This is a genomic window from Anaplasma phagocytophilum, assembly GCF_023476575.1.
GTDB lineage: Bacteria > Pseudomonadota > Alphaproteobacteria > Rickettsiales > Anaplasmataceae > Anaplasma > Anaplasma phagocytophilum_A.
Genome location: NZ_JAHLEX010000015.1, coordinates 1 through 16,032, shown reverse-complemented (window position 1 = coordinate 16,032; position 16,032 = coordinate 1). Strand labels below are relative to the sequence as shown.

15 protein-coding genes and 2 pseudogenes are annotated in these 16,032 nt (G+C 41.7%); 9 read left to right on the top strand and 8 right to left on the bottom strand.

Annotated elements, in window-relative coordinates; all coding sequences use genetic code 11:
- From KPX09_RS01585 to hemH, 5 genes and pseudogenes are all read left to right on the top strand, one after another.
- Window positions 1–125: pseudogene (locus tag KPX09_RS01585) on the top strand (hypothetical protein); the annotation flags it as partial.
- Between the two features lie 125 nt (window positions 126–250).
- On the top strand, window positions 251–562 hold the full coding sequence (locus KPX09_RS01580) for a DUF4164 family protein (protein WP_249548651.1): 312 nt from the start codon (window positions 251–253) through the stop codon (window positions 560–562).
- Between the two features lies 1 nt (window position 563).
- Window positions 564–932, top strand: coding sequence for a cell division protein ZapA (gene zapA, locus KPX09_RS01575; RefSeq protein ID WP_249548650.1), 369 nt, complete (start codon window positions 564–566; stop codon window positions 930–932).
- A 257-nt stretch (window positions 933–1,189) separates the two neighbouring features.
- Window positions 1,190–2,296, top strand: coding sequence for a hypothetical protein (locus KPX09_RS01570; protein WP_249548649.1), 1,107 nt, complete (start codon window positions 1,190–1,192; stop codon window positions 2,294–2,296).
- A gap of 379 nt (window positions 2,297–2,675) precedes the next feature.
- On the top strand, window positions 2,676–3,653 hold the full coding sequence (hemH, locus tag KPX09_RS01565) for a ferrochelatase (RefSeq protein ID WP_249548648.1): 978 nt from the start codon (window positions 2,676–2,678) through the stop codon (window positions 3,651–3,653).
- A 35-nt stretch (window positions 3,654–3,688) separates the two neighbouring features.
- On the opposite strand, the gene zapE is transcribed toward hemH, so the two are convergent.
- The 4 genes from zapE to KPX09_RS01545 all read right to left on the bottom strand — a co-directional run bounded on the left by zapE (window position 3,689) and on the right by KPX09_RS01545 (window position 7,604).
- Window positions 3,689–4,768, bottom strand: coding sequence for a cell division protein ZapE (gene zapE, locus KPX09_RS01560; RefSeq protein WP_249548647.1), 1,080 nt, complete (start codon window positions 4,766–4,768; stop codon window positions 3,689–3,691).
- 237 nt (window positions 4,769–5,005) lie between these two features.
- Window positions 5,006–5,338, bottom strand: coding sequence for a hypothetical protein (locus KPX09_RS01555; RefSeq protein WP_249548646.1), 333 nt, complete (start codon window positions 5,336–5,338; stop codon window positions 5,006–5,008).
- A 444-nt stretch (window positions 5,339–5,782) separates the two neighbouring features.
- Window positions 5,783–6,664: an SPFH domain-containing protein gene (locus KPX09_RS01550; RefSeq protein WP_249548645.1), complete on the bottom strand. Its 882-nt coding sequence runs from the start codon at window positions 6,662–6,664 to the stop codon at window positions 5,783–5,785.
- Window positions 6,665–6,725: 61 nt separating this feature from the next.
- Complete coding sequence (locus KPX09_RS01545) at window positions 6,726–7,604, bottom strand: ankyrin repeat domain-containing protein (protein ID WP_249548644.1); 879 nt, start codon at window positions 7,602–7,604, stop codon at window positions 6,726–6,728.
- Between the two features lie 117 nt (window positions 7,605–7,721).
- Here KPX09_RS01545 and KPX09_RS01540 point away from each other — a divergent pair, with 117 nt between their 5' ends.
- The gene (locus KPX09_RS01540) at window positions 7,722–10,316 is read left to right on the top strand and encodes a UvrD-helicase domain-containing protein (protein ID WP_249548643.1); all 2,595 of its coding nucleotides are present in this window, start codon (window positions 7,722–7,724) and stop codon (window positions 10,314–10,316) included.
- Window positions 10,317–10,359: 43 nt separating this feature from the next.
- Here the strand turns inward: KPX09_RS01540 and KPX09_RS01535 are convergent, their stop codons facing one another.
- On the bottom strand, window positions 10,360–11,340 hold the full coding sequence (locus tag KPX09_RS01535) for a quinone oxidoreductase family protein (RefSeq protein WP_249548642.1): 981 nt from the start codon (window positions 11,338–11,340) through the stop codon (window positions 10,360–10,362).
- Between the two features lie 123 nt (window positions 11,341–11,463).
- Complete coding sequence (locus tag KPX09_RS01530) at window positions 11,464–13,938, bottom strand: type I secretion system permease/ATPase (RefSeq protein WP_249548652.1); 2,475 nt, start codon at window positions 13,936–13,938, stop codon at window positions 11,464–11,466.
- A 180-nt stretch (window positions 13,939–14,118) separates the two neighbouring features.
- Here KPX09_RS01530 and KPX09_RS01525 point away from each other — a divergent pair, with 180 nt between their 5' ends.
- Window positions 14,119–14,292 (top strand): hypothetical protein, encoded by a 174-nt coding sequence (locus KPX09_RS01525; protein WP_249548641.1) that lies wholly within the window; start codon window positions 14,119–14,121, stop codon window positions 14,290–14,292.
- 4 nt (window positions 14,293–14,296) lie between these two features.
- The gene (gene folP, locus KPX09_RS01520) at window positions 14,297–15,109 is read left to right on the top strand and encodes a dihydropteroate synthase (protein WP_249548640.1); all 813 of its coding nucleotides are present in this window, start codon (window positions 14,297–14,299) and stop codon (window positions 15,107–15,109) included.
- Window positions 15,110–15,341: 232 nt separating this feature from the next.
- On the opposite strand, the gene KPX09_RS05715 is transcribed toward folP, so the two are convergent.
- Together KPX09_RS05715 and KPX09_RS05710 are read right to left on the bottom strand one after the other, a co-directional pair.
- Window positions 15,342–15,512 carry a 3,4-dihydroxy-2-butanone-4-phosphate synthase gene (locus KPX09_RS05715; RefSeq protein WP_346017227.1) on the bottom strand — a complete coding sequence of 57 codons (171 nt, stop codon included), beginning with the start codon at window positions 15,510–15,512 and terminating at the stop codon, window positions 15,342–15,344.
- 11 nt (window positions 15,513–15,523) lie between these two features.
- On the bottom strand, window positions 15,524–15,670 hold the full coding sequence (locus KPX09_RS05710; protein ID WP_346017228.1) for a 3,4-dihydroxy-2-butanone-4-phosphate synthase: 147 nt from the start codon (window positions 15,668–15,670) through the stop codon (window positions 15,524–15,526).
- Between the two features lie 54 nt (window positions 15,671–15,724).
- Here KPX09_RS05710 and KPX09_RS01510 point away from each other — a divergent pair.
- Window positions 15,725–15,928: pseudogene (locus KPX09_RS01510) on the top strand (DNA recombination/repair protein RecA); the annotation flags it as partial.
- Window positions 15,929–16,032: the final 104 nt, after the last annotated feature.

Sequence of the window (16,032 nt, the reverse complement as noted above, 5' to 3'; positions counted from 1 at the left end):
TTGGAATGGCTATTGCTGAGAGAATGCTTGCCCAGAGATTTGGCGATGATCTAATAGATCACTACACTTACGTTATGGCCGGGGATGGTTGCTTGATGGAGGGTATTAGTCATGAAGCAGCTTCTTTTTGGTTGTCTAGGGATGGGTTCACTGGACTTGTGTTAGAGACGCGTGCTGGTTGAAAAACCAAGGCGTTCTTTAAAATAGTTTGCATGTTACGGTGATCTATAATAACCTCTGTGACGGGTTCTTGTTGGGCATTTCTTTGGAAATGGGAGAGATAGAGGAGTACTCTGAAAGCCTGCGACGTTCATTTGATAAACTTAGCGGGGCTCTTGCTGCTAGATTTGAGATTGGTAGTCAAAATGCTGCTAACTCGCAGCTATCTGAGCTTTTGAGGAAGGTTGACGAATTGTCTGCGCGTAATGCCGAACTTGAACAAGAGTTGCTAAACCTGAAGGCAACGTGCGACGAATGGAAAGTTACTTGTGGTGAGTTGATAGCGAAGCTAGATGCTTCTATAGAGGTAATTAGGCCTATCTTAGAACTAGAGAAAAGTTAGAATGCAACAAGTTGTTGATGTTGTGCTTCGTGGAAGTACTTACAAGATTGCCTGCCGGGAGGGTGAAAGTGCTAGATTGCTGGAGCTCGCTGGGCGCCTTAGCCGGAGAATAAATGCTGCTGTACCTGGTTCGGAAAAGAGTAAGGCCTCTGATACTCTCTTACTTTTATTGATAGGGTTGCAGTTAGAGGACAAGATAGAAGATCTTGAGTCTCAGTTGCTTTCTATGTCTGAGGAGCTTTCTGTATATAAAGCTCGCTGTGAACACGAATCGGAGGTAAGAAACTCGCTGGAGGAGCTTCTGCGTTATAGTATTACCAAAACTAATGAACTTGCAGATAGTGTGAGCGTCTTAAATAATAAGGAGTAGCAACTGCTACGATTACTTGACGTGGTGTTTCTCTAACAATGAAAGTTATATGGAAAGTGCTATCTTATATCGCTTGCTGAGGTCACGCGTTTCAAGTGCCTGAATGGCACTTCAAAATTATGTCCTAAAACTTAATGAGTTTCGAAAGTGGGAAAGAAGCTTCACACACCGATTTCACGGGATATCTTAAGGGTTTTTTAAAGGAATATTTTGCACATATGCCTTATTTGTGTCAACTTTTTTAATGTGTGTGTTGTTTGGTAAGGAGGAAAGAAGTGTCTCAGAGTTGTTGTAATAACAAAGAACCTACTGTCTTTTCGCGTGTGAGACAGTCTGTGCTGTGCGGCGTGTATGGATCGCTTGTTTTCTCAGTGTCTGCTATGTCGTATTTACAGGCATCGATTTTCCTGAAGGTTTGCGGTAAATACTTATCAAAGCGTGCGTATGAATCACATATGAGAAACCGCGCCGCAGCTAAGCAGAACATGAAACGTGGTTTTATCCCAGCCGTTGAAATGTTTGTTATAATGCCGGTAATGTTCTACGCATTGCATTGTGTACTTAGCATGCCTTGGATTTATTGCCTTATGGCATGCTGGGCCACTATGTTCGCGATTTGCATGGCTGTGAGGTTGGCTGGTATCGTTAAGAATTGCCCAGATTTTGGGCGGCCAATTTATTCTCGAGGCTATCCTTTCGCTATGATGAAGGATGAATCTGGCAACTTGCATGATGGTGATGACAATTTTGAGCACTCAACTGCACCAGCTATGCATATACCAAAACTTACTGCGTATCTACTGGGATTCGCGTTTTTGGGATTTCGGCTCTTAAGCGCTGTTTCTTATGTTCTACTCTGCTGCTTGGAACTTGCCTGTATACCTTTTACTTTCGCTGCCGAGTCTTCTAGAAAGTTACACAGCCTAGTTAAAGATGGTAGCGTTTCTGCAGGGTATATTGGAGAAAGTTATGCTGCGGGGCTCATTGGTTTAAGCGAGCGGCTAGAGCGTGCTAACACTCTAATCAAAGCAGCTACGCTAGATTTGTCCTGGGTTATGTCTTTTGGCATCTCGGGAGCAACTCATATAAAAGATGCAACACTTTTCTGGGATGTGGACTGGGATTTTGTGGAACAAGAGGAACGGCATCACCGTGGAACGAGTGAGCGCAAGAATGACAAAAATAGGCGTGGGGGTGGTAGCTGCTGTCACAAGGTAGTAAAAGAAGGAGCTGCATCTGGATCTAAAGCTGCTAATGTATCCCCATCACAGCCTCCTAGACCTGATGGGTCGCAGAATGTATTGGAAGATGTATTTGTGTCCCAGAGCATTAGTCCGCGGTGCCATAGCTCCGGTGCCTACTGACGTTAGATATAAAAGAAGGGGAGATATTTAGTTCTCCCCCTGTTGTTTTGTGTACGGGCACGGTGGAGAAAGGAAGCTGTGTACTGGACTCTTTTTCTCTGGCTGGCGCTGTGAATAGATGCGTAAGCATCTACGCGTTTTTCGTCTCATGATGCAGGTAAATATAGTATTGGGTATACCTGGACTCGAACGTAGTTTATAGTTGCAGTTTTTAGTTTTACGCTTTTGTTCTGAACGTCTACAACACATACTGAGGCCATTGGAATAAAAATGGACAAATGTAATTGTGTTTTAAAGAGCACTTCTCCTCTGTTGTCTTCTGTTGGAAGGTTATATTGCTAGCCTTCAGTAAAGCCTATGGATAAAATAACTCATGGTTATGTATAACGTAAACATGATGGATAGAAAAATAGCTGTTGTTTTGTTTAATCTTGGTGGTCCTGCTTCCTTGCGAGAGGTAGAGGATTTTCTATTTAGCATGTTCAACGATAGTCATATTATTGGCGCGCCAAGGCCTTTCAGGTACTTTTTAGCAAAGGCGATTTCCAAGCTAAGAGCTCAACCTTCTCGCGAGATTTACACGCTGATAGGTGGAAAGTCTATAGTAGAGCAGGAAACTGCAAAACAAGCTATCGCGTTAGAAGAACTATTGAATAAAAATGCTGAGACTGGATGCTCGTATAAAGTGTTTACCTGCATGCGGTACTCTGCACCAAACGCACTTACGGTGTTAGGTTACATTGACGAGTATAAACCATGCAAAGTGGTTCTATTACCTATGTATCCGCAATATTCATCAGCTACCACACAATCGTCGATGGAAGATTGGTTTAGTACATCTCACAAAGCGGGATACAGTTTTTGGACTGATATTATTTGGGATTATCATAGTAATGAGCATTTTATTGCGGCACATTGTAGGTTAATATCCGAAGCCTATGAAAAAGCGGTAGCTTTGAATCCACAAACCAGGATTCTTTTCTCAGCTCACAGTTTACCAGTATCATTTATTGAAAAAGGTGATCCTTACCAACAGCAACTGCGGCAAACCGTGATGTCTATATTGCAAAACATGGGTTTACAGTCTGTAGATTACACTCTTTGTTATCAGAGTAGACTTGGACCAGTGCGCTGGTTAGAGCCCAGCACAAAGTCTGAACTTCTCAGAGCTTGCAATGATAATGTATCTGTAGTTCTTGTACCGATAGCATTCGTTTCTGAAAACTCTGAAACGCTTGTTGAGCTTGATATAGAATACAAAGCATTGGTTGGAGAACAGAGGTTCATCAGAGTCCCTACTCTTGGAACAGATCCAAAATTTATAGAGTGTTTGTGCAATCTCGTATTGGCTAAATAGTGAAGCTTTATGAGCATGGATTACATTCACGTGAGCTACCACGCTGCAGACCCCATTTCTGATAATCTTGACATCGCACGTTTTATATCAACAGCCTGCCCACCAGCATATAGCTCACTGACCTGACATGCTAAAGAACAAAATAAGCGACTTTTATGCTCATACAGCTCATCTATTAGCACGATAAATCTGTGCATTTCATTTTGCGAATAGTAATCAAATATAGGAATGCCTTTTATAAAAATGTAAGAATAGCTCTGCGCTATTTTCTTATAATCAGAAGCCCACAAAGGATTTTTTCTTCCACACAGCTCGTCAAAACTGAACCATATCACGTCTTTACTAGCTTCTCCAAGGTATATACTTCTGTTGTCGCCCAAAACAAAAATCGCTTTTTCAGTTTTTTGGCAGTTAATAAAATTGAGAAAATGATCCCGCAATTGCTGATCTGCTCCAGCACCAACATAAAACTTACACTGACTAGCTGAACACTTCTCAACACGGTAGTCTTTTTGCCCTAATAACGCAATAACCTCCATATTCTCTTCTATCAGGTCTATAGCAGGGATAAAAAGCTCTTTTTGCACTCCGTCTTCATATAACTTTCGTGGATGATAATTGGAGGTCATTAGTATAATTAACTTGCGAGAAAATAGAATTTTGAAAACTCTATGCAGCATCACTGCTTCGCATATATCTCGCACTTGCATTTCGTCCAGATATAGTAGAGATACACCGCCTATCAACTCATCCATGGAAGAGACGAAATGATCCGTATTTTGAAAACTATCTAGTCTTGCCTTATGTAGCAGGTCGTGCAACCGCTTCATCAGTGTGTTGAAATGTAGCTTTTTTTTCCGTTCTATACCACAGTGATCGTAAAACACGCTTGCCAACAGCGATTTGCCTCTTCCTACATCACCGTACAGGTACACTCCCTTTTTTTTAGGGAGTGCAGCACGCTTTTGCCAAAATTTCCACCATTTATGCGAGCCATTTGTATACTTTACTAACTCTCTGAGAAGAGCTACTTGGCAACTATCAAATACTATCTCCCTCCTAGCAACCATATCCTCGTATATTGCATATATGTCATTTGATTTAGAACCGTTCATCTCTACGAGCTAACTTCATGGAAAAAGACATATACAAATATAACAAAGATATATCTGTGACTATAAATGAAAAAAGATCACCCAACAATTATGCCATTTGTAATAGTACCGCACAGTACCCTTAAAGTAGAAATGCCAGCTATGGGCACGTAAACATGTTGTTAGCAACGAGATCTGCCGATAGAAAACATGCACCCCATCAACACAACCTACCTCATGGATATAAAACTGCATGAACTATGCACGTTTTTGCATAGAGCTTGATAATAGCCGATGCATCTTACGCTTTACATACATGGGATGATAACCCGCAAGATGACATACTGTTATAAAATCATTATGCATATCACTAACCCAATTATAAGCTTTGGACTTCTCTATATTATTTTCCGTTCTTTTATAGTTGGATGTAATATCTATCATAGCTTGTAGGATAACCGCCCCCCATAACGAGCTATACCGCGTATACTCGCTATGAGTCTCACCGCACTCAGCATTAGAAGAACGGTCAGTAGAAAATCCGTCATATTTACCGCTATAGTGGTATAAGCCTAATAAATCATAATTCATTATGATACCTTTCCCGATGAAAAACCGACCGATTCAAAACTTAGGTATATAAAAACGCAAGTAACGTATCGGATATGCTGTTGTTTTTACATGAATAATGTAGGCACTCCCCCTATGGTTGCCCTTTTTACACATATCTATGGTATAATTTTGATTATATTGGATATTTCCTATAAAGCTGATCAAAAAATCGTATCTGAAACTTTACGTTGTGTATAACAACTCATTTAAGCAATGAGGTTGTCTAAAAATGTATCGATACCATAGACCTTACGTCATACACCAACACTTGCCTAATATTGCTAACAGCAATTGGAACACTGAGTTTTAATAAAGCGGCTGCAAAGTATTACCTGTAGATAGGGGCACATAAAACAAAAAACGTAACTATAACTGCTCTTTTTAAGCATGATAGCCGACGTATTACTCGCACTACTTTGATATTCATTCTACATTTATTACAGGTTGCGTATCACTATCCGACACTAACGCAACAAGTAAGTTGCTAACAAACTTGATCTTCTGCTCATCTGATAAACTTATTTGGTGCTTCTGTTCTAGATGGAGCAATACAGAATCCACCATTCCCACTGCATTCTTTACTATGTGTCCTCTAGCCTCTGAGATAGCACGGGCTTGTTGTCTACGCAACATAACCTGCGCAATTTCCGAAGCGTAAGCCAAATGTGATATACGAGCATCCTCTATGGCTATGCCCACTATACCCATTCTATTCTGCAGCATCACCTTGAGTTCTTGAGAGATCTCAGAAAAATTTTGGCGGAGCGATATACCACTGCTTGAATCATATGGATAGCTACCTGCCAATTCTCTGAGAGCTGTCTCCCCTTGAATAGATATAAAACCTTGATGATTTTCTATATTGAAGCACACTTTCTCAGGCGATATCACTCTCCAGACAACTGCTGCTGCGATCTCGATAGGATTACCCTCTGCATCGTTAACTTTCATCACCGAAGTACTCGTGCTTTCTACCTTGAGGGAAATATTCCTTCTTGAAGCATATGGAATAGAAAACAGCAACCCAGTCTTCGACGTAGTCCCTATATATTCTCCGAAAAACTCTACAACCTTAGCATCATTTGGTCCATTGGTAAAAAAGCAACTTGGCATTACCGTCACTAGCAATAGAACCCATAAACCGGAGAATAGTATTGCTAGGTAGGAAAAGTCACTATTCCAGCAGTATATACCCAATACAACCGTCAACAACACCACAAGCACTGTAGCTTTGTAACCGCACAAACAAAACAATTTCTTGCTCACTATATTGCGCACAGATCCAGTTCCACGTTCAACGTCCATTGGGTACATACCTGATTAACGTATACTATCTCTACCAATTTCCTAGCAAAACAAAAATTATCTATCTATTCCTTGCTTTATCAGAGGATGCATACAGCTCCACATCGTCTGTTACACCCTTTTCTGCTTCTAAGTTAATCCCACGCTGCATTTCAGAAATTAGGTTTATCATTTCCATACTTCCACTTGAAACTGCAATACGTAATGGGGTCTCCCCATTCTTGTCCGTGACATTATAATCAGAACCCTCCCATAAGAGATATCTCACCGCATCTACAGCATCATGCTTCACTGCATAAAGCAGCAGATTATCCTTTTCAGTTGTGCGTAGTTCTTCCAGCAAGAATGCCTTACTTTTGCCATAGGACGTAATCTCATGTAGAATCGCACGTAACCCTGTAACATCATTAGCACCTGCACAACTAAAAGCATTTTGGTATAAGTCCATCACGCTCTGGTAACTAGGCATATGAGAGTTCTCTAGATCTTGGCCTGCAGCTTCAGTTAAGGGATTCGCCGGACGTCTAATCTTCCATCTCTTATAGTTTTGAGCGTTATCCTCCTGCCCTTCCAAAACTATTTTTTTCTCTGGTTCTACATCAGTTGCACCGCTTAACGATCCATCTCCCGTATCCGTGCTTACTTTTTCTGCACCACCATCAACACCAGCTTCCTCCCCCTTCTCAGAGCTTTCTTGACTATCTTCATTTTCTATGTACAACTCAGAGGAAACAGCACTAGCTAAATTGACATCTTTCGACAAATTTACAGGAATCATGCTTACGCTGTATCCATATTCTCCTGCTATATCATAAAATAGCGCACCACCTGCACGTACAATACCTGCAGAGACAACACGTACTCCATCTCCTTTATGCATGAGATAATCGGCATTATAGTGCGCTGCAACACCAGCCTGACCGTGTAGTATAGCACTCATTATAAATGTAAAAAAAACACTCCTCACAGATAACATATTACGCTACTCTCAATTTAGACGAATCCTACTGTTCTACGCACAAAATGTAATTTATTAATTAACTAAGAAACAAAAGCAATGCATACCGGAAACCTATCCCCAAGTGCTCAGCATAAACTCGCAACCGATCCAACGCAAGAATTCGTGTGGATTAGTGCATCGGCAGGTACCGGAAAAACACGAATGCTAGTGCATAGAGTCATAAGATTACTTATGGCAGGACATGAAAACATATTATGCCTAACGTTTACTAATGCTGCTGCATATGAAATTAAGGAAAGAATCTTTGCGATGACAGAAGGTTGGATGCTTCTTCCGGAAAATGCACTAATAGATGTATTGAGAGAAACTTGTTACCAAAATGCCGACGATATACTCATAAATAGAGCACGTAACCTATTTTTTCGCATACCAAATATACTTAAAGTGCAAACTGTACATGGATTTTGCAAGTCTCTTATATCTTCTTTTCCTTCAGAAGCAGGTATCTCAGCTAATTTTGAGGTCAGGGAGCTATCAGAGTCGTACCCAAAGATTTTTTACAAGCTGCTTCATGAAAGTGACTACATAGCTGAACACTTAAAAGAAGTAGCATGTGAGCTCAAGGAAAGCACACTATTTGATCTTCTGTATAAGATCATGAAAAAACCTCATATAGATCTAGAAGTACCCCAACCTACAGATCTACACATAAAACCAGATTATTTATTATGCCCAGAAGAAATAATCGATGCCCTAAACTGTGGAGGACTTAGAGATAAAAAAATATCTACTAAGCTGCGTTCATGGAACAACTTGGTCCACAAGACGCACAAAAAAATCGAAGAATACCTCAAAACTTTCATCTGTATTGCATCTCTAGAAAAAAAAGACATATCTAGCATTGCTAGCAAACAAGTTCTGCAACAGTTCCCAACAGTTGGTGGAGCAATAGTCGACGAACAAGAAAAGCTTTTAGAATTCGCAGAACAATACTACAGCGCAAGAATATCGAAACGCACGTTTCATATAATGCAACTAGTGCGCCATGGCATTCGTATATACGAATACGATAAAAAAAACGCAAAATACCTCAACTATGATGACATAATAAATCTGGCCCTAAAGCTCATTTCCGACCCTACTCACAAAGATTTTGTCCTGTTTTCTCTTGATAGCCAAATTAATCACATACTAGTCGATGAATCACAAGACAATAGCCTAGAACAATGGCATATAGTTGCGGAACTCTGCAATGAGTTCTTTACTGGGTTAAGCAGCAATACGAACCAACGCACCCTTTTTGTAGTGGGCGACGTAAAACAGTCTATATATGGGTTTCAGAATGCTCGACCAGATTATTTCCACTTCATGCACAAATACTTCGCTCAAAAGAGCGCAAACCCTGTAACTGTACAATTGAGTGATTCATTTCGGTCAACTCCACCAATCCTCTCCCTGGTAGATAAAGTATTCAATACACTCCGTGAACAGGTGTCGTTTCAATCTCAGGAAATCGTACACAATACACATCGCGCTAATGAATACGGATACGTTGAAATATGGCCACTATTACGCTCAACACGTCGTAAAAAACCTTATGCCTGGGATTTAGAAAGCATGAAAGAATGCAGTGATAATACCGATCATTCCTTGTTACTTGCAAAAACCATATCACAAACCATATCTTCTTGGATCAAAGAAAAAAGAAAATTACAAGCAAAAAATCGCCCCGTGGAAGCGAGTGACATACTAATACTTGTACGCCACAGAAGCGTATTTGTCGATCAAATGATTGCAAGCCTAAAACAGAAGAATATCCCGGTTACAGGTAGAGACAGATGCAACATAATGGACTACGTTGTCATCCAAGACCTGGTAAATTTAGGTGAATTCTTACTACTTCCAGAAAATGATATATCTCTCGCAACGCTGCTAAAATCCCCAATGTTTCGGTATACAGACTCCATGTTGTTTGAAATAGTAAGCAGCAGCTCTGAGAAATGTTCTCTTTGGAACAAACTACAGAAGTTTGTAACAATGCAAGAGACGGTAAAATATCTGAACCTGCTGATATCAATCTCCCAGAACCGCAGCCCATTAGATTTGTATTTTTTCATACTCTCACAACACAAAGAGCAATTTATCAAATGTCTTGGACAAACATCTGTTGAGATCATTGAAGAATTCATAAACCTTCTTATAGCATTTCAGTCAAATAACCTAAATTTACTCGAGTACTTTATCCAATGGATAAAAAGCACTAACCCCGTAACTAAAAGCGACATGAGTATTGCAAAAAATGTAGTACGAATAATGACAGTACATAGTGCAAAGGGCATGCAAGCTCCTATAGTGTTTTTACCAGACACAACTTCAGTGCCTAAGTGTGATATACAGGTTGTATTTGACGAGAAAAACACGCCATTATGGTGCGCTAGCGATACAAATTCTTATTGTAAAAATCTGAAGCTCCGCAAAAGCCAGGAGGAGTATAATGAATACCTCAGGCTTTTATACGTAGCAATGACTCGTGCAGAAGACGAACTTTACATAGCAGGCATAGGCACAGCAAATAGTAGTTCCTGGTACGATATTATCACGAACTCCAGCACAGAAATACTCCACAAAAAGAAAATCTGTCTATCCCCCATGTTTTGCGAGCCGGTAGACGTTTTATACATAGAGCACTAATCCATAGACGATGCGCGAAGCTTAGTTCTCTACTTAAACAGCGCTATTTCATGCGAATGATGCAGTGACCCGACAACTTTCTATTCTCTAAATCGCTGTGGGCCTTCCCTATATCTTGAAACGAGTATACCCTTCCAACATCAACTTTGATATGCCCTCTTCTTACCACCTCAAAAACCTCCATAGCGGTAAGAGCTAATTCAAGTCTAGAACGCTTATAATGCTGAAGCTGTGGCGCTGCAACAAACCACGATCTAGTCCCCAACGTGGACATGTTGATATTCTTTATGGGACCGGAAATTTGCCCATACGATACGTATAAACCGAAAAACCCTAGAACGCTAAAAGATAAGTGGCATACTTCCCTTCCTATGGGATCATATACCACATTAACACCCTTTCCTTTCGTTATAGATAAAATCTCTTTCGCTACACCAGGATCACTGCGATTCACTACATATGAACAGCCTGCATCCCTGGCAATATTCACACCGTACCCATCAGAGCCCACAACGCCTATGACCTCAGATCCTTTATGTCTAGCCCATTGGCATATGATATTGCCTATACCACCTGAAACCCCATAAACCAGAGCAAATGTTCCGGGACGCACATCATATACTCTATGCGTCAAATAGTGCGCAGTCATAGCTTTGAAGATACACGCGGCTGCTACTTCGTCATTAACTACGTCTGATACTTTGAACAAATATTTTTGGTCTATAATTCTTTCTTCTGAATATGAACCTCCGCTAGCGGTGCAGTATCCAACCCTATCACCAATATTCAAAGCCTCAACATCTTGCCCGACCTTCTTGACTACCCCTACAGCTTGCACACCTGGAGTATATGGTAGAGATTTAACTTTCCTTATTCCCGCTCTACATTCTACATCAAACCTACTAAGACCTATGGCGGTATGCTCAACAAGAACCTCTCCTCTACCTGGTTCACCTATCTCTACATCAACAAACTGCATCACTTCAGGGCCACCTGTTTGTTCAATAACCACAGTTCTTGTCATAAGCTCTACCTCGTTCACTGAGCACCATGTTACACACAACTGTTAACAAAAAGCAAAACCCCCAGCATCACAAATACACCAAGTCCCCAGGTTCACTAAGTAATCAGAAGCCTCTTGGCGCTGCTAATCTCCAATAGGCACATCATCAGTACTAGTAGCCTTCTTACCTCTGTTTGTTTCCTTAGTGCCCGATACTTTACTAGACTTACTATTCCCGTAGCGACGTTTCCTTGCTACACCAGCACTCTTACCGTCAGCGTTATGATCTGATATTACAACGCGTGAAGAACCTGATACTTGATCAGACGTTGCTTGCTTCCTATATGTGCGTCGCCTCCTTTCTCTCAACGGGTTAGACGCATTACTTGCACCATATCGCCGTGTCCTGGTTTTTGCAGCACCAACTACTCTATCCTCTGTTACTTTTTTTATTTCCTTCTCAACAATGCCTTTTTGCTCCGCATGTGTATTTGTAACGGCACTATCACCTTCCGTAAAAGCCACCCTATTAACTGATTCCTGCTTGGAAACACCAGCTGCTGTAGTAGTATCACTCTTAACAACTGCCGGACCGTTTAAAGATTCCTGCTTGGGTGCTGCTACCGGCAATATGGGCTTAGTAGCTTGATTATTCGGTGCAGTAGACTGCTGAGAAATTGCCTCACTACTGCCTGCAGGCACCTGCTTAGGCGCAGCACTAGACACCGCTCCTACACCCTGATTACTCTGCACAGAAATTGTAGCTGACGTGGTATTATTACTTTCCGTAAAAGCCACCCTATTAACTGATTCCTGCTTGGAAACACCAGCTGCTGTAGTAGTATCACTCTTAACAACTGCCGGACCGTTTAAAGATTCCTGCTTGGGTGCTGCTACCGGCAATATGGGCTTAGTAGCCTGATTATTCGGTGCAGTAGGAGGCCTCGCAGAAAATTTACTTAGAATCTCGTCTTTACTACCCATAGCACTCAACATGCCATCGTCCATAACAACTACCTGGTCAACAGCATTTAATAGCTGTACCTTGTGTGTAACCACAAAAGTGGTCATTCCACGCTGCTTTGCATAGCGCAACGCTTGCATTAAATTAGCTTCAGCCTTCCCATCTAGGTTTGCATTCGGTTCATCCAATACCAAAAGTTTCACGTCTCCATAAAATGCCCGTGCCAACCCCAGCATTTGTTTTTGTCCTCCAGACAATACTACTCCCCCACTGCCTATGATGGTATCGTAACCATTCGGCAATTGCAGAATCATCTCATGTATACCAGCAATCATAGCTGCTTTTATAACTTTCTCCGGATCTGCGTCAGGCATCATCCTAGCAATGTTAGTCTTTATGGATGCGTTAAAAAGCTCCACATCCTGGGGAAGATAGCCAACATGACGACCAAAATCCTCCCTATTCCAAGTGTATACATCTGCCCCATCCAACCTAACCACACCAGATATTGGCTTCCATACGCCTACAAGTAACTTCACCAACGTGGACTTGCCCGAAGCACTCACACCTATTATTCCGACACTGCTTCCAGGGTCAACTGCAAAAGAAACACCCTTAATGGTGGGCTTCATTCCTCCATAAGGAGTAAAAAACACCCTCTCTAAAGATATAGCCCCCCTTGGTGCTGGAAGAGACATAGCCTGATCCCTTTGCGGAGCAGCTAATAATAAAGTTTGCAGTCTACGATACGATATTCTTGCAGATTGCAGCATCTTCCATGTGTTAATTGATGCTTCAAAAGGAGCAAGTGCCCTTCCCATAAGAATAGATGAAGCAATAATGCCCCCCGCCGTCTTGTGTCCATGTATGGCTAACCACGCACCTACACCAATAACCGCTATCTGCAATATAGAACGAGTAAATTTTGTCACACCCATAATAGCGTTTGACCGGCCTTGAGCTTTAACCTGCAATGATCTATTTTGATCATTCCTCTTAGACCACTCAGTTACTATATGCCTAATCATACCCATAGCTTCTACAACTTCTGCGTTGCGACTTGCTACATCAATGTAACCGATGTTACGAACATTTTCCTCACTGGATTCTTGCATCACCTTTTTCGTTGCCAGCTCATTCCAAACCGCCATCAGAACCAGCAAAACTATCCCTACCACTGCTATACACCCAGTGACAGGATGTATCATGAATATGGCAATTAAATACACAAAAGCCCACGGCATATCAAAGAGCGAGAATATACCAAATCCCGTGATAAAACCCTTGACCGTTCCTAGATCTCTAATAACATCACCGCTGGTTGCAGTCCCCTTTATTGACGTCAAACTAATGGCGCGCACTATAAGATCAGGAGTGGTCTCCCTATCTATCCAATCCGCAACCTTTGCCATAGTGAGAGAGCGACAAACATCTAATAATGCTGAGCATGCAAGTGCAGAAATAGTAACAATACTAAGCATTGCAAGTGTTGATGCACTCCCACTAGAAAGCACCCGATCCAAAACTTGGGATGTATATAATGGAAGGAATAGTGCGAGGATATTGATCGCAGAGCTAAACCAAAAGACGAACCAAAATACACTCTTACATTTCTCCAACGTTTGATAAAGTACACTTTTTTTAAGCTCCTTCATCGCGGCAAAGCCGAATTTCACATCTTCCACATATACCCCTAAAAATACTACGGCACTACGCTCCAGAGCGAGCCGGCCATTAAAGCTGGATATTACTATAAAAATTCACTTAGCATAAGGTAAATCGGTGTTGTACATTGGGTAGACATGGAGTAGAATCACTCAAAATGCGGCGTTCTTATGTTGTCTATAGTAATAATATTGTCGCTTCTTACTGTTATTTCATTAGTGGCGGGTGTGGTACTGGCTTCTACAGGTAGCGGTTTCTATGAAAAGTATAAAAACAAGCTCATGCTGATAAGGGTTGTGTTGCACGCCATTACGGTAGTTTCAGCTGTTTTTTTGATTAGGTAATGTTTTGCAACACTCTGCTGTCACTACAAAAATTGTTGGTATATTGAATATAACTCCAAATTCGTTCTCCGACGGGGGTGAGTTTTTAGAAGCTAATGCTGCGATTAGACACGCTGCAGATCTAATAGAGCATGGTGCGGATGTTATTGATGTAGGCGCGGAATCCACGGCACCTGGTGTATCTCCCATAACACAAGAAGAAGAATGGTATAGGCTGAAAGAAGTTTTGCCTGAAATAATACGCATTGCTCATAATGCACATGTAGAAGTCAGCATAGATACAAGAAATGCAAAGACCGCTGAACTAGCTCTGGAGCTGGGTGTAGATTACATAAATGATCAAGGGGGTCTTCTGGATCCTGATATGCCGGCGGTCGTGGCAGCAAGTTCCGCCAAAATCGTTATTATGCACCACTTTGGGCTCCCCGTATCCCGAGACAGAAGTTATGTTGGTCAACCTGAGCAGTTACTAAATGAGATAATAGAATGGCTGTGCTCGAGAGTTGATACTCTTATTGCGCAGGGTGTAGCTCGTGAACGCATAATTCTAGATCCAGGCCTTGGCTTTGGTAAGCTGCCCGCATACTCGTGGTACATTGCTAAAAACATAGGGAGACTAAAAAAGCTTGGATTTCCAGTCTTCGTGGGGCATTCACGCAAATCTATGTTTTCTTTGATACCCGTTGAGCTATCAGAAAGAGATGTTCCAACGGCTATACTGTCTACGTTTTTTGCGCAACAACAGGTGGATTTTCTACGTGTCCACGATGTGAAATTAACTGGAATATCTATCAAAATAGCAAACCTGCTGACGTAATCTTTTACCTCCGTCGGTGCTTTTCACGCTAAATACTGTACCTTGGGAGCTTTTGTATCGTTTCTTTTAACTGTAACCAAATTCACTATGGGTGCCCAGCCCACGCAGCCCTAGAAATTATAGGTAAGATCTGTTCCCTTCGTGCTGCGCTAGACGCAGCCTTAGCGTTGTGAAGGCTTTCTAGGGACCGTGAGATTTTTTGGCCCTGAAAAAAAGCTCTGGCAATACTACTTTAGCTATTCATGTCGTTACTGAGGCTCAAAAAACCGGTGAGGCTTGTGCATTTTTTAGTCACCTTAATCCCGTTTGCACTTGCAAACTCCATGATTTCAGTCAATCGCGCCCTACTACCATCAGGATTAATAAGCTCACAGATAACCGCAGCATGAGCCGCACCTGCCAATTTGGCAATGTCTACGCCAGCTTCACAGTGTGGCCACCTCTCTTTAAAACACCACCAGGATTCGCCACTATAGGAAAGACATGCCCAGGCGTTACTATATCATCAGCACTACTGCCATCAGATACAGCCTTCAATACAGTAGCAGCCCTGTCACTCACCGACACACCCGTAGTTATTCTATGCCTAGCATCAATCAATGGACGCAGTAAAGGATTGATGCCGAACACGCTTTGGATACGTTATCAGCTAAAAAGCTGGAGGTGTCTGTAGGGACTCTGATAGTATCTCAGCCTTACACTGGAGAACAGGCGTTGCATATTGTTGAGCATCTTGTGAACTTTAGTGCGGTAAACGTTATTGCCGTGGATTCTGTTGCTGTTTTAACTCCTCGTGCTGAGATTGAAGGGGGAGATGGCCTATTTTAGTGCTTTTTGTGATATATAAAGTCGATTCACAGGATAGTTCATGGCTATACAATTCTCTGACTTATAACGTCTGACCTCGTGAACTATTCTCATTG